Raw genomic sequence first — 17,584 nt, forward strand, 5'->3', positions numbered from 1 at the left:
CCAAGGCCCCAAACGTCCTGTCGTCCGACTGGTCGGGGCTGTCTCGCCACCTAGTGGCCAGCTTCTTCCCCGTCGAGCGCAAGACCCATCCGACGACCAGGTCCAGCTACTGGCAGCGCCAGGCTGGGACCGTCGAAGTGCAGGCCCCGTTGACGGAGGGCTCGATCGATCACTCGATCAGCTGGACCAGCCCCTTCGAACACATGGGTGTCGATCAGAAGCTGGGGACGGCATCGGCGATGCTTCAGTCGGGCGGGTTTGATGCGATCCTGATGCTGTTCAAGGAGTGGCTCGGAAACACCCCGGCAGCAGGTGCCGTCAACTCGGCGGCCGAACAGGTCTCTTCGCTCGAAGGGCGCAGCGGTGTCACGAAGCTCAACAGCACGCAGGTGTTCACCGGCCTACCGCCGGCCAAGCTCACCGTGACGGCGCATTTCCGTGCCCTGGCCGATGCCAGGGCCGAGGTGCATGAGCCCGTGGATCAACTCATCAAGTGGGCGCTGCCGCAGGAACTGGCGCACGATGGGGTGGTGGGCCAGGCGGTCAAGAGCGGCAACGTGTCGCTGTACCCGTCGCGCATCCCGCAAATCATCGGCATGACCTACGCCGGCATGCTGCTGATGCCGCTGGTGATCGAAGGAGCGCCTTATGCGATCACCGTGCCACGCGAGCGGGGCGGCGCCATGCTGAACCAGTCGATCACATTGACGCTGGCCACACTCACCTCCATCGATGCCGCGGACTGGGCCAATGCCATGGCCGGCAACCGCAGCAGCTGAGGCTCCATGCTTTCCTTTGCCTATCTGCGCACCAAACGCGTCGCTGTTCGATTGCGTGAGCTTCGCTTGGGCGAAGCCATTGCCATCTGCAAGCTGCCCGCCGACCGGTTGGAGCTGACGGTCAGCGAATTCTTGCGCCATGTGGCTGACGGGGCCGAGCGGCCAACCGATCGGCACATCACCGACCCCAGGCTCTGGACGGCGGCCGAGCGCACCCGGGTGGTCTGCCACTACTTGTCGCATACGAGCGATTCCGGCATGGACTTCGAGGTGGGCGACGGCGCCCGACTGTCCCACTATGTCGAACTGGCGCAAGACCTGCCGTCTGAGGTCGTAAAGCTGGGTCGGGTTGGGGGAAGCGACGTATCGATGTGGCCGCTGCTGGGTGCCCACGCCGAGGTGCTGGAGCGACTGTGCAAGACCCGGGGCGACTGGATGATTGGACTCATGGCCTGTCAGGTGGGGTCAGATCCGTTGCCGGACCTGACCACCATGAGCGAACTCGCGGCCCTGCAGGCGGTGTCCGACCGCCTCGACGCGGTCAGGGCAATGCCTGAATCGGCGTTTGAGGAACTCGTCGCAGCCTATGCGCACGGACAGACAGCGCTGCAGCACTTCTTTGTGCTCGGCCATGACAACCTTGGGCTGGTCTGTCTGCCCAGGGACCACCCGGACGGGGCAGAGGAGAAGTGGAAGGAGGGCGGCGGGCTGAGGCACCCGGCGCGGTTTCCTGCACTTTCCTGTGTGTCGGCAACAACGCGCACGCTATTTGGCTGACCTGCAGGGTCAGGCGTCGTGTCTGACGCTGCATGGGGCGACACCGCTGCCGTTGGCGCTGAACACACCCATCAGCGCCGTGGCCGACTTCTTCGCGTCCGAGCCCTTTCAGGGGCGGCTGAAGGAAATCGATGCACGGCACAAGGGTGCGTTGCTGTTGCATCAGCGCATCGATGCGGTGCTTCGAGCTATCGGCAATTTGGGGCAGGCGCTAGTGCGACGGCGCTGATGCGCGCCAAAAGACGGGCCAACCGACGCGGTGGAGCGCCCTACTTCCGGCGTTTTGCAAGAGTCGGCGTGGCTCATGCCTCACGCGAAAAAGGAGCGTCAAAGTCGCCCGGAACTGCTGAAGCGAGTTACTATCGCTGATCCACAAGTAACGTTTACTGCCGTGACCCATCCAGGCCCGCTATGCGCCGATGCGCTAGACGCCATCACCGAGCACACGTTACGGGAGCTCCGTGCCGTAGGGGCGGTGCAAGGCTTCCGAATTGTTGGCCTCAAGGAGGGCGGCTTGGGAGTGATTGCCACCTGCGGCTCCGGCGACACCAGAAGTCACCGGGTGCTCTGCACATCTCGCGGCGGCCTGAGGAAGTTTGCTTCGCTGGATTCAGCGGCGGCATTCCTTCGCGACATGCAGGTTGAACAGTTCCTGGTGGATGTCAGCGAACACAAGCCCGGCCGCGTGCGACGAGCTCGTCCTGACAGATCTGAAGCGCTTAAGCGCACTCGCACAACGCCTACCCAGGGTAGCTTGCTTCTGAACGAGGTTGGACAATGATTGATGAAGCGGTCGCTCGAAAAATTGAGCGCCTAGAGAATGGCGACAAGCCCCGTGTTCTCGATCTCTTTGCGGGATGCGGGGGAATCTCCCTGGGCTTTGAATCCGCGGGCTTCGACATTGTCGGTGCAGTTGAATTCGACGAGGCAGCGGCTCGTTCTCACGGGCTCAATTTCCACGGGGGGGATCCTGCTCATTCCAGGGCTGTGGACATCACTGAAACCCATCCGGAAGACTTGGTCAGGCAGTTGGGCCTCGGGGCGGTCGGTGACGCAGTAGATGTCATCGTTGGTGGCCCGCCTTGCCAAGCCTTTGCACGGGTAGGACGGTCGAAGCTCCGGGAAATCGACGAACACCCTCAGGCGTTCATCCACGATCCGCGCGCGCGTTTGTACAAGGAATACCTGCGCTACGTGGATGCCTTCAAGCCGCTGGCGGTGTTGATGGAAAACGTCCCCGACATCCTGAATCACGGGGGGCAGAACGTCGCAGAGGAGACGTGCGAGGTACTGGAGGGCAAAGGGTATGTTTGCGGCTACACGCTTCTTAACGCCGTCTTCTACGGCGTGCCACAGATGCGGGAGCGCATGTTCCTGATCGCCTACCGAAAGGAACTGGGCGTCAAAGTGAAGTTTCCTGGGCCAACCCACTGGGCGCAGCTTCCGCCCGGATATGAGGGCTCCCGTGCCGTAGCTCTCAAGACCCTTAGTAGCCTCGTTCGAGAGGCGCATTCGTATATCGAACCCCCAGCGGCTGCGCCTGCGCTGACTCCCGCAGTGTCAGCCGAGCAAGCGCTTGGTGATCTGCCGCCGATCTACGCAAGGACTTTGCTCGAGTCAGGTGAGTTGGTGCGGGGCGCGCGGCGCTTTGATCAGCTGGTCCCATACGATCGTCGACGCAAGGTCAGTGCGTACGCGAAACTAATGCGGGAATGGCCTTCTCACGTCGCGCCTGACGCCGGATTGAAGGACCATGTGATCCGGTATCTACCTCGCGACTACGAGTTGTTTGCCAGGCTCAATCCGGGCGACCAGTATCCGGAAGCCTACGCGCATGCGATTGCGATGTTCGAGGAGCGTTTGGCCGCCCGTCGCGCTGCAGGTGACAAGCTCAAGGAGGGGTCTGCCGCGTACAAAGCCCTTTGGAGCGCCATCGTGCCGCCTTACGATGTCGGGAAGTTCCCAAACAAGTGGAGAAAGATGTGGCGGGATCAGCCTGCCAGAACGCTAATGGCGCATCTGGGGAAAGACAGCTACAGCCACATCCACTACGACAGCGAACAGGCAAGAACAATTTCCGTCCGTGAAGCAGCGCGACTACAGTCCTTTCCAGACGGATTCCAATTCAGCGGAACGATGAATCCGGCGTTCAAGCAGATTGGAAATGCCGTTCCGCCGTTGCTGGCGAAGGCGGTTGCGCTTGAGATGGCAAAGCAATTGAAACAGGGGCCGAGGGAGGCATCGCATGAACTTTCAGCAGAGGCAGCAACGGTATAGAGAAGCCGTTGCGACACGCGGTCGCGGCCGCGTCGGCATCAAGTACAGCGATGCCTTCGGATTCTCGAACAGCTCCAAGATTGTTGAAGGGGGACTGTTCGCCTTCAATGTCAATTTGGACAAGCTTGGAGACGACGTCAACGAGCTGGTTGTCCACTGCCTCATTCGCTTCCCGCCAGAAGAAGAGATCTTCTTCTCCCTCTGTATTCGTTCTGGGCTGCCTTCCCTGAAGAGGCGCTTGGATGAAATGAAGCGCAGTGGCGCGTCAAAGTCGAGGGCTGCTAAGGGAGCAGTGGACGCCGAAAGCTCAGAAGAGTTCCAATTGGAGGCAGGAGGGGACGAGGCTGCGGGAACAGGTCTGCTCAGCTATACCGACAACAACAAGAACGTGAAGGGCTACATCGGTCGCGACGGGCTGCTCTACACGAGGAATAAGGGGTTCTGGGATAGCCTGCCAACCGATCTTTCGCAACTGCCTCCCGGGATCAAGATTGACGAAGTGATCTTCTCCGTCTGGCCTCCTGAGGTGGCGTCGCGAAAGAGCCTGTTCGCCCGAGACTTTGTCGGCTACCTTGGGAATCTTGTCGGCCAAGCCAATGTTTACGAAGAACAAGCTTGGCATGCCGAGACGACGGTAGGCGCATCGATGCGGCGCATGCCGCCCACCGTGCCGATCGAAGAAGTTGAGGCGAGCGTCAAGGCACTTGGCGGCCACTATCCGGGTGGTGAAGTCTTGCGGCTGCACGCTGCGCTGAACTTTTCTCAGCGTAAGCACTTCGTCATACTTTCTGGTCTCTCTGGAACCGGCAAGACCCAGCTGATTCATCAGTACGCTCGCGCGGTCCATGGCGTCAAGTCGATGACCGAACGCGACCCCTTCCTGTTCACCTGCCCGGTCCGCCCGGACTGGACGGACCCAGCCGGGCTAACCGGATATCCGGACGTACTCACCAGAAAGTTTCTCGTTCCAACGTTTCTGGAGGCGGCGCTTCTCGCAACAGCCAACCCGGACTCCCCCGTTTTCGTCGTTCTGGACGAGATGAACCTGGCCCGTGTCGAGTACTACTTCGCCGACGTTCTATCGTGCATTGAGACGCCGGGCGAATTGCTTCGTTTACACACGAGCAGCGTTCCAATGGAAGGTTCCAACGGGATTGCGGTTCCGGCCGCGATGCCCATGCCGCCGAACCTGTACATCATCGGAACAGTCAATGTGGATGAGACGACGCATGGCATAAGCGACAAGGTGCTCGACAGAGCACAGGTCATCGACATGTCCACAGTCGACCTCGAAGGGTTCTTCGCGAGCTTGGCTGGGCGGGACGGCGCCCTCAAGACCGCGGTTGAACTATGCGCCGGCCCACTTGTGAAGATTCACGCGGTGTTGTCTCCGCATTCGCAAGCGTTTGGGTATCGGGTCGGCGAAGAAGTCGCACGGTACATGGCGTTTGCCACGTCTACCCTGGGCCAGTCCGCAGACCTCGTGCTGGATGACCTGCTTGTACAAAAGGTACTCGTGAAGCTTCGCGGGTCTGAGCGACAGCGTCCGATGCTTCACACCTTGCGCGGCTTGGTTGCGTCGGAGGGAAAGGCCTTCAAGCTGATCGACAGGCTCCTGGTCGATCTGGACGACTTCGGCTCATTCCAGGCGTCGCGCTGACGTGACTGTCCTCCACCTGATCGACGAGAGGGGTGGCGCACGCTGGAAGTTATGGCCCGATCCAGCGCCGCTGCCTGCGGGTGCTATCCAAGAAGCTCGTAACTACCTCCTTGAACTGGAGGGAACCGGCTGTGGACGCGCTGAGTTGGACATCGACGATCAGCCCCTTGCAGCGTTGCGCACGGGGCGGACTGACTTGGCTCGCTGGAGGTGGTCGCCCGGCTTCTACGCCGGGTTCGTAGAAGCGGCCGTTCGGGTGCCGGGGCGATCGACGATCGAACTTCAGTTTCTTACTGACCCGGAGGAGCGAAAGCTTTCTCGCGAATGCTTCGACCAGATGGTTGGCGACATTCTTGAAGACTCCTTCTCGTTGCTGGCACTGAGTGGCTTCAGGTTTGGCGTAGGGAGGGGCGATGGTGTTCATAGGCCACCTATCGCGCGCCTCGAATTTCTACGCTCGCGCATAGTTCAGCTTGAAAAGGTCGTACAAGAAATCGCCCGCAAGCCCAGGCAGCGGATTGACGCGGACCAGGCAACCCTCCCGTACTACAAGGCAATCCGGGCTACTCCGGAAGACGTGGCGAGATCCTTTCGAAGGGGCCGCATCTTGAAGGAGTCCCCTGGGCCGTCGGTTCTTCCGGAGGCCTTGAATGGGGCGCTCCCGGCGACCATTCAAACAAAGCGGCGCTTCACGACCGCGGACACTCCAGAGAACCGACAGGTGGTCGGAAGCCTGCGCCTGTGGGCAGGTTGGCTGGCGGACACTGCAGACGTACTACTGCGAGGCGTCAAAGAGGGCGAGCCAGAGCGGCAGGGTGAGTGTGCAAAGTGGGCACGGAGGTGCCGCTCGCTCTCCCAACGTGTTCAAAAGCTGATCGATCTACCCGCATTTGCTGACGTGGGTACGGCACCGATCGCTCTTCGCCTCACTTCAGTGTTCCGCCGGGATCCTGCCTATCGGTCCTTCTATGCGCTATGGCAGGACATCAGTCGCGGGATCGCAAACATACAGGGGGACTTCTTGAACGTCCCGCTCGCTCGTACGTTCGACCTGTATGAGGTCTGGTGCTACCTGCGCATCGCCCGGGCGGCTGGCCTCATTTTTGGTGGAGCGCCAGTCAGCCGGGACATTTTCACAAAGTCTGGAGGCGGAGCGTTGACCATTCGATCCCATGCTTCCAGCATTGAAGTCGCTGGAAGCGTCCGGATTCACTTTCAGCGCTCGTTCCGTGAGTACTGGCTTGAGGCTGATGGGCGCGGATCCTTCACACGCACAATGACGCCAGACTTGGTGATCTCCGCCTACGGTGCACAGGGGCGAGATGAACCAACGCTGATAGTGCTCGACGCTAAGTACCGGGTCGAAGAGGCTCTGAACGATGCCATCGCATCAATCCACATGTATCGGGACGCGATCGTTGAAGACGATGATGTTGCGGGAGTGCGTCGCGTGGTGCGCGCCGCATACGTGCTGACGCCTCATCTTCCCGCGACGCCAACTACGAGCTTTCAGGAGACACCTGCACCCGCAAGGTTCTTCCATCCTGCCTATCGCGGCGCGTTCCAGTTTGGCGCTATCGCGCTGATTCCAGGCACGCCGATAGAGCGCATCGGCGAGGCACTGCAGTCCATCATCAAGGACGCTTGCGGTTCGCCATGACAGACGTGCTGTCACCGGAGCAACGTCGGCTGAACATGAGTCGAATCCGAGGCAGGGACACGAAGCCTGAGGTGATAGTTCGGAAGGCGCTCCACGCCATCGGCCTGCGATACCGCCTGCACATGCGTAGTCTTCCTGGCACTCCCGACTTGGTATTTCCCAAGCACTCTGCCGTTGTCTTTGTCCACGGCTGCTTTTGGCACTGTCACGCTGATTGCCCCTCCTTCAAACTGCCAGCCACGCGACCGGACTTCTGGCGCAGCAAGTTGTCCGGAAATGTGCGCAGGGACATGGAAGCATCGTCGGCCCTGAATGAAGCAGGCTGGCGGGTTCTCACAATCTGGGAATGCGCACTGACAGGTCCACGGAAGCTGCCGCTTGATGACTTGACCCGCGAAGTGCGTGGGTTCCTGGCGGCACGAGTCACCGGACCAGTCGAGATGTCGATTCCCGGGGCAACAACGGGAAGACGTTCCCGAAAGGAATGAATCATGTCTCAGACGGACAAAGAATATCGGCTGCCGGTCAAGGCTGCCAGTCATGTTCTGGCGCTGCTCGGACATCAACTGATCGGCGATGAAAAGCTTGCCGTTTTTGAGCTGGTCAAGAACAGCTATGACGCGGACGCAAACAACGTCGTGGTCACGCTCAGCATCAGCGCGGGCAAGGCTGGTCGCATCGTGGTGGTGGATGACGGCCACGGCATGGGTATTGAGCGCATTGAGCAGGGTTGGCTGTTCATCGGCCATAGTGCCAAGCGCGCTGCTCGTGCCATCCGATCACCGAAGTATGGGCGGCTGCCATTGGGAGAAAAGGGGGTTGGCCGTCTCGCCGCGTTCAAGCTTGGTCGGCGGCTGCACCTGATCACGCGCAAGGCAGGAGAGCCTGAGTATGAAGTCCATCTCGATCTTGAGGAACTCATCAGTCAAGGCCCGCTCATGCAGGATTTGTCGGCCACGGTGCTGTCCAGGGAGGTCGGCAAAGTCTTCTCAGACGGCCAGACGGGAACGCGCATCGAAATCGGAGCCCTAAGTCGGGAGGTATGGTCGCGTGGTGATGTCCGTAGGATGCAGCGACTGATCACGAGCCTTGCAAGCCCCTTCTCGACCCCGGACAACTTCCATGTCGAGCTGAAGGTCCCGGGCCGCGAAGACGAGCTTGCCGACACCCTCTCACTGAGTCAGTTCCTTGAGAGTGCGCCCTGGTACTTCCAGTTCGACCTCGATGCCGAGGGGCGCTACAGCTGGCGCTATGACTTCCGACCGCCCAACTGGAAGGACCTTAAGTTCCGGACGCTCTCGTCTGACAACACATCCTTGCTGTTGCTTCCTGAGGAGGCAGGCGAGTACGAAGCTCCTGGAGACCGGGAACGGGTGACACTTCAGCCAACAGATCTTCACGGCATCGGTCCCGTGCGAGGCGTCCTCTATGGATACTTTCGACGCGCGGAAGTGCTGAAGGCATCGGGTGCATCAGGTGCTCAACAGCAGCTGACCATGTGGTTGGATGATCAAACCGGGGTGCGCATTTACCGAGATGGCGTTCGCGTCTTCACTTACGGTGAACGTACCGATGATTGGCTGGGCCTAAACGTCAGGCGCATCAACCGGCCGGCAGGGAAATTTGGAACCAACTCAGTCATCGCTGGAATCGAGATTAGCAGCGCCACCAGCGATGGCCTCACAGAGAAGACCAATCGGGAGGGCTTCAACGAGAACGAGGTGTTCCGTAGGTTTCGACGAGCCGTGCTGAGCGCATTCGATCACTTCGAGCGCCTGCATGCTGAAGATCGAATGAAGCTAGTCGCTGCGCTGAAGGGCACGGATCCGGAGGCTCCGCCGATCCGGCTGACGACGGCCCTTGAAAATGTAAAGAAGGCAATCTCGAAAGACAAGCAGCTCTCCGTCTCGCTCGACACAGACATTCGGGCGATTGAGAACGAGTTTGAGAAGATGCGCGATGTCATGGTTGCCGCAGGCTCCTCGGGACTGAACCTGGCACTTGTTGTGCACGAGGTCGAACGGGCTGTAGAAGGTGTAGCGAAGGCAATTGATACAAAGGCATTCGACTCCGCGGCCGCCCAGCTGAACCATCTCAAATCTTTGCTGAAGGAGATCGGTCCCTTGCTTCGCAAGGAACCTGCGCGTCAGCTAATGATCAGCAAGGCTGTCAAGGCGGCAGTTAGCTTCTACGAGGCGCGATTCGCGGGTCACAGCGTCGCCTGGAGCGCGCCGATCCTTGTCGCCGAGGATCCTGACTTCAAGGTGAAGGCACCAAGCAACCTGCTTGTAAGCGCCATCGCAAACGCAATCAACAACGCCCTCTACTGGTGTCGGATTCGGCGGGACGACGAGCCGAATCACAAACCCGCGGTGGCGGTAAGAACAGCTTGGAATGCGAGCACGGAGAGTGGTCTGGTTGCGGTGGTTGACAACGGACCCGGATTCGCAATCTCGAAAGACCAAGCAACCCAGGCCTTCATTTCAACCCGCCCGGGCGGTATGGGCCTTGGGCTCTACTTCGCAGACCAAACCATGGAGATCTGTGGCGGAGCTCTGGAGGTAACTAGCGCGAAGGAGCTCGCCGACGAACTTGAGTTGGCGGATGTCTACGATGGAGCCGCCGTGGTGTTCCGATTTGGGGGGACGAAATGATATTTTCACCCGTCAGAGCGATCGCGATTGACAACAACAGCCTGGAGCTGATTTCCATCGTCAATGGCCTTGCAGCTCAAGGCATCGCGTGCAGTGCGCACTTATACGATACCGGTGAGCTGGTTCCTCCGCCGCCGAAAGGAGGCTATGGCCACCTGCGACTTGTTTTTGTGGACATTAATCTGCTGGATGCTGCGGGCTTTGATCCAAAAAACTTGGCGTCGATTATCACGAAAGCACTCGGTAGCGCAATTTCTGCGGATTCCGGCCCGTACTGCCTAGTGTTCTGGACCAGCTATTCAGACAAGTTCGATGAAATAAAACCCGAAGTCGAGAGGCAGTTGGAGCAGCAAAATATTCCTTTGCCGTCTCTGGTTACCTACCTGGGTAAGGGCGAGCTGATTCCCCTAACTAATGGCAAGGACGCCGAGGCAGCAAACTTGGGTCTCCGCGCCCATATTGAGAAACAGGCGGAACTCTCCGAAAAACTGGGTGACTCGCTTGAGAAGGTTATCAAAAGTTCAGGGTCTGTTGGCGTAGCCAGCGCCTGGGAAACGTTGCTCAGTGAAGCTGCGTCAAATACGTTTAAGGAACTCTATTCTGAAGCGAGGCAACTATCCGCCGGCGATCACGCTGGAGCCTTTGCGGATCTCCTTTCGACCATCGCCGTCGAGGCTATTGGCCAAAAGAACGCGAAGGAGGATCCGCTCAGTGCTCTTACCGAGGGGCTTTTGGACCTAGTCCTTGACCACTTGAGATCTGCCAAGAGTAGCGCCGCAGCCGAGGACGCGGTACGAGCTGAGCTCTCGGCGCGAGTAAAGGCTGGGCCGGCAACGCTTCCGACCGAAACGATCGCGCGGATCAATCGCCTGTTTCAGGTCGAATTGCTTGCCGGTGCTGCCCCAGCCGGAGTTTCAAGAGGCTTGGTACTCCGTCCCAGTGAGCAATTCTTGAAGGAGGCTGGACTTGAAGAGGGATGGGCGACCTTCTTGTGGAAGGAAGTTCTTCACGACCCGATCCGCTTGAGCGGCACCGACGAGAAGAGGCCGCAGTTGCTTGCCCGGAAGGAAGAGGTCAGCGCACGGGTGCGTCCTCTCCTTGTCGAGGTTGGCGCAGATTGCGATCACGCTCAGCGCAAGCCGCGCAGCCACCGGTTTCTGCTCGCAGCGGAGGTGCCAGTTGAGCTGACGAAAGACTTCCTGGCCTCCGGCGACCCCACAAGACGTACGCCGTACGTGTCGGACGCGATCGAAGTTCTGGGCCCGTGGCCGATCGAGGGGCAATTGGCTTCTGTGGCGATCTGCTGCAAGCGCTTCTTGAGTCACCAGCTGGACAAGTTGCCCAAGGACTGCGTAGGCTTGATGCGTCTTAGAAGTAGCTTGGTCAATCACCTACTCCATCGCTACTCCACGTTGGCCACGCGGCCCGGCTTCATCAACCTCCGGGCGGGATAGACGATGCAGCCAGTCCGGCCCGTTAGCCCTACTCCGATGTGGGTAACTTGGCGGGTAAGGATGTCGCTGGGGTGCAACGTTTCATGGGCGGATGTGATGGAGCCCCAGGCCACCAAACACATGAACGGCTCCCCGTGGCTTCCACCGGGAGCCGTTTTCTTTGGTGCTGTCCCATGACGATGTCGAGCACGTTCCTGCAATCCGGCTGCGCCATCGGTGTTGACCTCGGCGGCACCAAGATCGAAGCCATCGTGCTCGGGCCGGACGGCGCCGAACGCTGGCGCCGCCGGGTGCCCACGCCGGCCGGCGATTACCACGCCACCGTCGCTGCCGTGGCCGCGCTGGTCGGTCAGGCCCGACAGGAACTCGGCCTGCATGCCGCCACCGTCGGCGCCGGCACACCGGGCAGCCTGACGGCCGAGGGCCTGATCAAGAACGCCAACTCGACCTGCCTGAACGGCATGCCGCTGCAGCGCGACCTCGAAGCGGCGCTGGGTCAGCCGGTGGCGCTGGCCAACGATGCGAACTGCCTGGCCTTGTCCGAGGCCACCGACGGCGCGGGGGCCGGCGCGGCGGTGGTGTTCGCGGTGATCCTGGGCACCGGCGTCGGCGGTGGCATCGCGGTCCACGGCCGGGTGCTCACGGGCCCCAACGGCCTGGCTGGTGAATGGGGTCACAACCCGCTGCCGTGGTCCACCGCGGCCGACCCGCGCTGGCCGTGTTATTGCGGCCAGTCGACCTGCATCGAGATGCTGCTCAGCGGCCCGGGCCTGGCGCGTGACCACCAGCCGCAGCCGGGCGGTCCAACGGCGAGCGACATCGCGGCGCTGGCCGCCGCCGGTGACCCTGCCGCGCAGGCCACGCTCGAGCGCCACGCCGAGCGCCTGGCGCGCGCGCTGTCGCATGTGATCAACCTGCTGGACCCCGACGTCATCGTGCTCGGCGGTGGCTTGTCGCGCCTGGCGCGCCTGTACGACGCCGTGCCTCGGCTCTGGGGCCGGCATGTCTTCGCCGCCGGGGCCGCGGGCCAGCCGCTGCACACGCAGCTGAAGCCCGCGTTGCATGGCGATTCGTCCGGCGTGCGCGGTGCCGCCTGGTTGGGCCGCGCACACGTGCGCTGACCTGTTGCGTTAGCTCGGAAAGCCCAGCTGGTCGGCCCAGTGGCGCGTCAGCGGCGTCATCGGCTTGGCGAGGCGGCGTTCGTTCAGCAGGGCCCGGCCGACGTGGCGATGGCTGGCGCGCACCGAGGCTGCCAGCAGCGTCTGGTCGATCAGGTCGCGTTGTGCATGGCTGCCGCCGATGCGTTGCGCCTGGCCACGCGCGGTGTGCAGCGCCGCCACCGCGGTGTCGGCGTCGCCATGGGCAAAGGCCAGCAGGCCGCGCATCAACGGCAGGCCGACCTCGCGCGCGACCGCGTGGTTGCTGCGGCGTGCGTCCTCGGGGGTCATGGCGCGGGCGGCGCAGCGCGCGATCCAGCTCTCGGCGCGCAGCAGTTCGTCGGCACCGATCAGCGCGATCAGCACATGCAGGTCGTTGAACGCGTGGTGGCCGGCGTCTTCGTCGCGCGGTGTCCAGTCACGCAGCAGCTCGACGAATCGCGCACCGACGTCGATGCCCAGCAGGTGCATGCGCCACAGCAGCGCGGCCGCGTCCAGCCGCTGCAAGGTGATCTGCAAGGCCGGGCCGCTCAGGTGCGCGTCGATCAGGCGCTGCACCCCCGGCACGTCCAGCGCTTCGAGGCGAAACAGGCCCATGTGCCACCACAAGTGGCCGGCAAAGCCGTTGCCTTCGGCCCAACCCGGCTGGTGCTGGCGCAGCCAGGCCGCGCCGTCTTCGAAGCGGCCTTGCATCTCCATCACATGCGCCACGGCGTGCACGGCCCAGGGCACGCGCGCATCGCCGGCCACGGCGCGCCGGCCGGCCTCTTCGGCCTGCGGGTAGAGGTTGCATTCCTCCAGCCCGAACGCATACAGCCCGAGCACGCAGGGGAACAACGGATCGGCCTCGCTCCACTCGGGCAGCGCGCGCGCCGGGCGCAGGCGCTGGCTCAGCGCGTCGCCGCGGTAGAAGTCCCACAGCTGCGCCCATTGCAGCGCCAGTGCGTCGCGCGGGTGTTCGAGCAGCAGTTCGTCCCACACGCGGCAGGCGTGTTGCCAGCGGCCTTCGGCCACCGCGCACTGGGCTTCGAAATGGGCCCGTTCACGCGCCGGTGCGCCTTGCAGCAAGGGCTCGGCGGTGTCGAGCAGGCGCTGCGCTTCGGCCTGGTGCTGCGGCTCGGTCAGGCTGAGCAGGAAGCCCGCCTGCATCACCCGCGGCAAGGCCCAACCGGGGTCGGCCGACTGTGCCGCTTCCAGGTCGGCCAGCGGCGCGTCGAAGAAGGTCATCATCCGCCACAAGGCCGTCTCGACCCGGTCGGCCGCTTCGTGCGAGGCGGTGCCCAGGCGGTTGTCGCGTGGGTCCACGAGCCGGGGCGAGGCGGTCGGCAGCGTCATGGCGCCAACTGTAGTGGATGCGCCGGCCCGCTCTTCAGCGCGGCAGCGTCGGGCCGGCGGGCAGCGGCCCGCGCAGTTGCTCCCACAGGCGGGCCACGCGCAGCACGCCCAGGTCGTCGTGCCGATGGCCGACGATCTGCAGCCCGATCGGCAGCCCGTCGCTGGACATGGCCGCGGGCACCGAGATCGCCGGCTGCTCGCTGAAGTTGAACGGCACCGTGTAGGCGATGTGCTCGAACGGCCGCTCGGAGTCGTTGCGTGGGCTGGCTTGTTCGGCGGCGAAGCTGACGTCGGGGCTGACGGGCGAGATCAGCGCATCCAGCCCTTGCAGCGCGGCTACCGCGGCGTCACGCAGGGCACCCATCTGGCTGTAGCCGGTGAAGACTTCTTCGCCGCTCAGGCGCTCGCCGCTGGCGATCCAATGGCGGATGTAGGGCAGCACCAGGGCCTGCCGCTCGGGCGGCAGTGCGCGGTAGTCCAGCCACGAGCGCATGCGCCAGAAGCGGTCCAGCCCGTCGACCATCGCGCGGGTGCCGACCGGCGCGATCGGCACGACGGTGGCGCCGGCCCGCTCGAAGGCGGCCGCCGCCGCCTCGACCGCGGCGCGCACCTCGGGCAGCAGCGCGTCACCCCAGCTCGCATCGAGCCACAGGCCGATGCGCAGGCCACGCGCGTCGCGCGCCAGCGCCAGCCAGTCGATGGGTTGGGCCGGCAGGCTCATCGCGTCGCGCCAGTCGGGCCGGCTCAGCACGCTCATCGCCCACGCCGCGTCGGTGACGCTGCGGGTCATCGGCCCGGCCACCCGGCCGGCATAGGGCGGCTTGATCGGCACCCGGCCCAGACTCGGCTTGAAGCCGACCACGCCGCACCAGTGCGCGGGTAACCTGATCGAGCCGCCGATGTCTGTGCCCAGGTGAATCGGGCCGTAACCGGCGGCCGCCGCGGCACCGGCACCGGCGCTGGAGCCGCCGGGGTTCTTGGCCAGGTTCCACGGGTTGCGCGCCAGCTTGTGAAAGCTCGACAAGCCCGACGACAACATGCCCCAGTCCGGCATCGTCGTCTTGCCGAGAAACACCGCGCCGGCTTCGCGCAGCCGCGCGGCGGGGGGCGCATCTTCGGCGGCCGGTTGCAACTCGGTGGCCGCGCAGCCCAGCGGCACCGGCACGCCGCGCGTCGCGATGTTCTCTTTCAACGTGACGGGCACGCCGTCCAGCGGGCTCGCCGGGGTGCCGCGGGCCCAGCGGGCTTCGGCCACTTCGGCCTGGGCTAGTGCCTGCTCGGGCTCGTGTTGCCACAGTGCGCAGATATGAGGCTCCCACTGCGAGATGTGATCGATCAAAGCCTGCGTCACCTCTTTGGGTGACAGTCGGCGGGCGGCATAGGCCGCGGACAGTTCGAAGGCGTTCAGTTGATGCAAGGCGGCCATGGGATCTCGGTCTGCGGGCGCGTGCAAGCGCCCATGAAGCGAAGGCCTTGATCTTCGCCGACAACGAGGCGTGGCCGGTCGGCAAGGGGCTGTCGATGTGATCAATACCGCTGATCTGAAGCGTTAGCCTGACGCCGCGTCAGCCCCCTAGAACGCATGAACCAAGGGTCTTCCCGGGACCCCTTGAACGAGGGATATAAACGTTTTCAAGCCCCCTCACACAATCACTTACCCACTCAACACGTTGCAAGAAATCCAGCAGTTAGTTGGCACTTGCGTCGAGGCGGCGGGACACCCTAGTCCACACAAACTTCCGGAGCACACTTATGTTGAAGAGCAAGATCGTTTCTTTGCTGGCTCTGCTGGGCGCTGTCGGCGCGGCACACGCCGGCGTTCCGTCCAATATCCAGTTCGACGGCTACTGCGACGGCATGACCGGCTTGACGAAGGTCGGCACGGGCGCGACGGGTACCTGGACCAACCTCGACTGCGCGGGCACGAACGCCGCCGTCGGTGGCCCGCAAGGCAAGGGCAAGGGCGAAACCGCCGCCGGCTATGTGATGGGCTCGTACGGCGTGGGCGCAGGCTTTGGCGCCGAGTTCACCTGGGTCGTCAACAAGGACGCCACCTGGACTGTCTATCGCGCCAATGACGGTGCCTACATCAACCACGGCACGTGGACCGCCGTGTTGGCCGGCGCCGCCCCGACCAAGGGCACCAAGCCCGCCGTGGCACCGTAAGCAGTCGATCGGTGCAGTCTGCAGGCTGCACCATCCCACCCCTTCAAGGCCGCCTGGGTTCGCCCTGGCGGCTTTGTTCATTGGGGGCGTGCAACGCGTGCCGCCCTCGGGCCGGCGCTACTCCCAGTGCAGCGCAGCCAGGTCGTTGGCGAAGATCGGTGAGTGGGCCCACAGGCCTTTCAGCCCCTTCTTCGCGACCACCACCTGGGTCGGGTTGAAGATGTAGACGTTGACCGCGTCCTGCGCCAGCTGGCGTTGGATGTCGCCGAACAGCTGGCTGCGCTCCTTCGGGTTGGTGCTGGCGGCATGCTTGGCCACCAGGTCGCGGAAAGCCTTGCTGTCGTAGCCGTAGTAGTACTTCGGGTCGGTGTAGATCAGGTAGTCGAGCGGCTCGACGTGGTTGATCACCGTCAGGTCGAAGTTGCCCTTGTAGGCCCCCGACAGCCACTGCGCCCATTCGACGTTTTCGATCTTCGCGTTGACGCCGATCTTGGCCAGCTGCGCCGCAATCACCTCGCCGCCGCGGCGTGCATAGGGCGGCGGTGGCAGGGTCAGCGTCACGTCCAGCGGCGTCTTCACGCCCGCCTCTTTCAGCAGCGCTTTCGATTTTTCGGGGTCGAAAGGCGTCACGCCGGTCAGGTCCACATAGCCGGCATCGGTCGGCGCCATGTGGCTGCCGATCGGCTGGCCGAAGCCGTCCAGCACGCCGGCGATGAAAGCCCGTCGATCGATCGCATGGGCCAGCGCGCGCCGCACGCGCACGTCGTCGAACGGCTTGCGCTTGTTGTTGATCGCCAGGATCCCTTTGCCCGCCGTCGACCCGGTGGTCACGCTGAAGCGCGGGTCGGCCTTGAACTGGATCAGGCTCTGCGTTGCGAGGCCGCGGGGGAAGGCGTCGACATCGCCGGCCAGCAAGGCAGCCACCTGCGCGGCCGCGTCGTTGATGATGCGGAACGTCACCTTGTTCAGCTTCACCGCTGCGGCGTTGCGGTAACCGGGGTCCTTCACCAGCGTGACCGAGACACCCTTCTTCCAGTCTTCGAAGCGGTAGGGGCCGGTGCCGATCGGGCGCGACGCGGTGGTGGCCGCACTCTTCGGGTCCAGGATCACCGCCGGGTTCTCGCCCAGGCGGAACAGGAAGTTGCCGTCGGCGTGGTCCAGCGTCAGGATCACCGTGTACGGGTCGGGCGTGGCGATCGACGTGATGTTGTCGAACAGCCCCTTCTTCAGCTTGTTGGTCGAACCCTCGGCCTTGGCGCGCTCGAAGCTGAACTTCACGTCGCTGGCGTCGAAGGCCTCGCCGTCGTGAAAGCGCACGCCGTGGCGCAGCCGGAAGGTGTAGCTCTTGCCGTCGGGGTCCATCGCCCAGCCCTCGGCCAGCAGCGGCGAGACGCCGCCGTCGGCGTTGACCTTCATCAGCCCTTCGAGCACGTTGTAGTGCACCACCTCGCCGATCGCCGCGGCCGGCGCGACCGTCGGGTCCAGCCCGGTCGGCTCCAGCACCATGCCGATCACGGCACTGGTCTTGCCGGGCTGGGCCAGTGCCGGGGCAGGCAGTGCCGCGCTGGCGGCCAGTGCGGCCGTGGCCAGGGCATATCGGGTTCGGTTCATCGGTCGGCTCCTTCCCACTGGGGAAACGTGATGGTGCCGCAAGCGCGGCCATGG

General features: G+C 63.3%; 14 protein-coding genes. 11 read left to right on the forward strand and 3 right to left on the reverse strand.

Annotated features, from left to right (window positions below; genetic code table 11):
- The first annotated feature begins 53 nt into the window (after window positions 1–53).
- The 10 genes from ACE3SG_RS14550 to ACE3SG_RS14595 all read left to right on the forward strand — a co-directional run bounded on the left by ACE3SG_RS14550 (window position 54) and on the right by ACE3SG_RS14595 (window position 12,382).
- A complete protein-coding gene (locus tag ACE3SG_RS14550; protein WP_374566055.1) occupies window positions 54–779 on the forward strand; it encodes a hypothetical protein in 726 nt (241 codons plus the stop codon).
- Between the two features lie 6 nt (window positions 780–785).
- Complete coding sequence (locus tag ACE3SG_RS14555; protein WP_374566056.1) at window positions 786–1,556, forward strand: hypothetical protein; 771 nt, start codon at window positions 786–788, stop codon at window positions 1,554–1,556.
- The gene (locus tag ACE3SG_RS14560; protein ID WP_374566057.1) at window positions 1,549–1,785 is read left to right on the forward strand and encodes a hypothetical protein; all 237 of its coding nucleotides are present in this window, start codon (window positions 1,549–1,551) and stop codon (window positions 1,783–1,785) included. Before ACE3SG_RS14555 ends, ACE3SG_RS14560 begins: the two co-directional genes overlap by 8 nt.
- Window positions 1,786–2,333: 548 nt before the next feature.
- Window positions 2,334–3,833 carry a DNA cytosine methyltransferase gene (locus ACE3SG_RS14565; protein WP_374566059.1) on the forward strand — a complete coding sequence of 500 codons (1,500 nt, stop codon included), beginning with the start codon at window positions 2,334–2,336 and terminating at the stop codon, window positions 3,831–3,833.
- Entirely contained in the window at window positions 3,802–5,493 is a 1,692-nt protein-coding gene (locus tag ACE3SG_RS14570) for an McrB family protein (RefSeq protein ID WP_374566061.1), read from the forward strand. The genes ACE3SG_RS14565 and ACE3SG_RS14570 overlap by 32 nt, the downstream gene beginning before the upstream one ends.
- A 1-nt stretch (window position 5,494) precedes the next feature.
- Window positions 5,495–7,153: a DUF2357 domain-containing protein gene (locus ACE3SG_RS14575; protein ID WP_374566064.1), complete on the forward strand. Its 1,659-nt coding sequence runs from the start codon at window positions 5,495–5,497 to the stop codon at window positions 7,151–7,153.
- Entirely contained in the window at window positions 7,150–7,641 is a 492-nt protein-coding gene (locus tag ACE3SG_RS14580; RefSeq protein ID WP_374566065.1) for a very short patch repair endonuclease, read from the forward strand. The genes ACE3SG_RS14575 and ACE3SG_RS14580 overlap by 4 nt, the downstream gene beginning before the upstream one ends.
- A gap of 3 nt (window positions 7,642–7,644) precedes the next feature.
- Window positions 7,645–9,807 (forward strand): ATP-binding protein, encoded by a 2,163-nt coding sequence (locus ACE3SG_RS14585; protein ID WP_374566068.1) that lies wholly within the window; start codon window positions 7,645–7,647, stop codon window positions 9,805–9,807.
- Entirely contained in the window at window positions 9,804–11,261 is a 1,458-nt protein-coding gene (locus tag ACE3SG_RS14590; RefSeq protein ID WP_374566070.1) for a hypothetical protein, read from the forward strand. Before ACE3SG_RS14585 ends, ACE3SG_RS14590 begins: the two co-directional genes overlap by 4 nt.
- Window positions 11,262–11,434: 173 nt before the next feature.
- Window positions 11,435–12,382 (forward strand): ROK family protein, encoded by a 948-nt coding sequence (locus ACE3SG_RS14595; RefSeq protein WP_374566072.1) that lies wholly within the window; start codon window positions 11,435–11,437, stop codon window positions 12,380–12,382.
- A 9-nt stretch (window positions 12,383–12,391) separates the two neighbouring features.
- Here the strand turns inward: ACE3SG_RS14595 and ACE3SG_RS14600 are convergent, their stop codons facing one another.
- The gene (locus ACE3SG_RS14600; protein WP_374566073.1) at window positions 12,392–13,753 is read right to left on the reverse strand and encodes a tetratricopeptide repeat protein; all 1,362 of its coding nucleotides are present in this window, start codon (window positions 13,751–13,753) and stop codon (window positions 12,392–12,394) included.
- Between the two features lie 34 nt (window positions 13,754–13,787).
- On the reverse strand, window positions 13,788–15,179 hold the full coding sequence (locus tag ACE3SG_RS14605; protein WP_374566075.1) for an amidase: 1,392 nt from the start codon (window positions 15,177–15,179) through the stop codon (window positions 13,788–13,790).
- A 326-nt stretch (window positions 15,180–15,505) separates the two neighbouring features.
- On the opposite strand from ACE3SG_RS14605, the gene ACE3SG_RS14610 reads away from it, so the two are divergent.
- The gene (locus ACE3SG_RS14610) at window positions 15,506–15,919 is read left to right on the forward strand and encodes a hypothetical protein (protein WP_374566077.1); all 414 of its coding nucleotides are present in this window, start codon (window positions 15,506–15,508) and stop codon (window positions 15,917–15,919) included.
- A gap of 117 nt (window positions 15,920–16,036) precedes the next feature.
- Here ACE3SG_RS14610 and ACE3SG_RS14615 read toward each other — a convergent pair whose 3' ends face one another.
- Complete coding sequence (locus ACE3SG_RS14615) at window positions 16,037–17,530, reverse strand: ABC transporter substrate-binding protein (protein ID WP_374566079.1); 1,494 nt, start codon at window positions 17,528–17,530, stop codon at window positions 16,037–16,039.
- Between the last annotated feature and the right edge of the window lie 54 nt (window positions 17,531–17,584).

It is taken from the genome of Ideonella sp., assembly GCF_041914305.1.
Classification (GTDB): domain Bacteria; phylum Pseudomonadota; class Gammaproteobacteria; order Burkholderiales; family Burkholderiaceae_C; genus Ideonella.

Bases quoted from the DNA above. Each gene is read 5' to 3' on its own strand.
- ACE3SG_RS14555 (WP_374566056.1), top strand. From the start codon at position 786: ATGCTTTCCTTTGCCTATCTGCGCACCAAACGCGTCGCTGTTCGATTG.
- ACE3SG_RS14565 (WP_374566059.1), top strand. From the start codon at position 2,334: ATGATTGATGAAGCGGTCGCTCGAAAAATTGAGCGCCTAGAGAATGGC.
- ACE3SG_RS14570 (WP_374566061.1), top strand. From the start codon at position 3,802: ATGAACTTTCAGCAGAGGCAGCAACGGTATAGAGAAGCCGTTGCGACA.
- ACE3SG_RS14580 (WP_374566065.1), top strand. From the start codon at position 7,150: ATGACAGACGTGCTGTCACCGGAGCAACGTCGGCTGAACATGAGTCGA.
- ACE3SG_RS14585 (WP_374566068.1), top strand. From the start codon at position 7,645: ATGTCTCAGACGGACAAAGAATATCGGCTGCCGGTCAAGGCTGCCAGT.
- ACE3SG_RS14590 (WP_374566070.1), top strand. From the start codon at position 9,804: ATGATATTTTCACCCGTCAGAGCGATCGCGATTGACAACAACAGCCTG.
- ACE3SG_RS14595 (WP_374566072.1), top strand. From the start codon at position 11,435: ATGACGATGTCGAGCACGTTCCTGCAATCCGGCTGCGCCATCGGTGTT.
- ACE3SG_RS14600 (WP_374566073.1), bottom strand. From the start codon at position 13,753: ATGACGCTGCCGACCGCCTCGCCCCGGCTCGTGGACCCACGCGACAAC.
- ACE3SG_RS14605 (WP_374566075.1), bottom strand. From the start codon at position 15,179: ATGGCCGCCTTGCATCAACTGAACGCCTTCGAACTGTCCGCGGCCTAT.
- ACE3SG_RS14610 (WP_374566077.1), top strand. From the start codon at position 15,506: ATGTTGAAGAGCAAGATCGTTTCTTTGCTGGCTCTGCTGGGCGCTGTC.
- ACE3SG_RS14615 (WP_374566079.1), bottom strand. From the start codon at position 17,530: ATGAACCGAACCCGATATGCCCTGGCCACGGCCGCACTGGCCGCCAGC.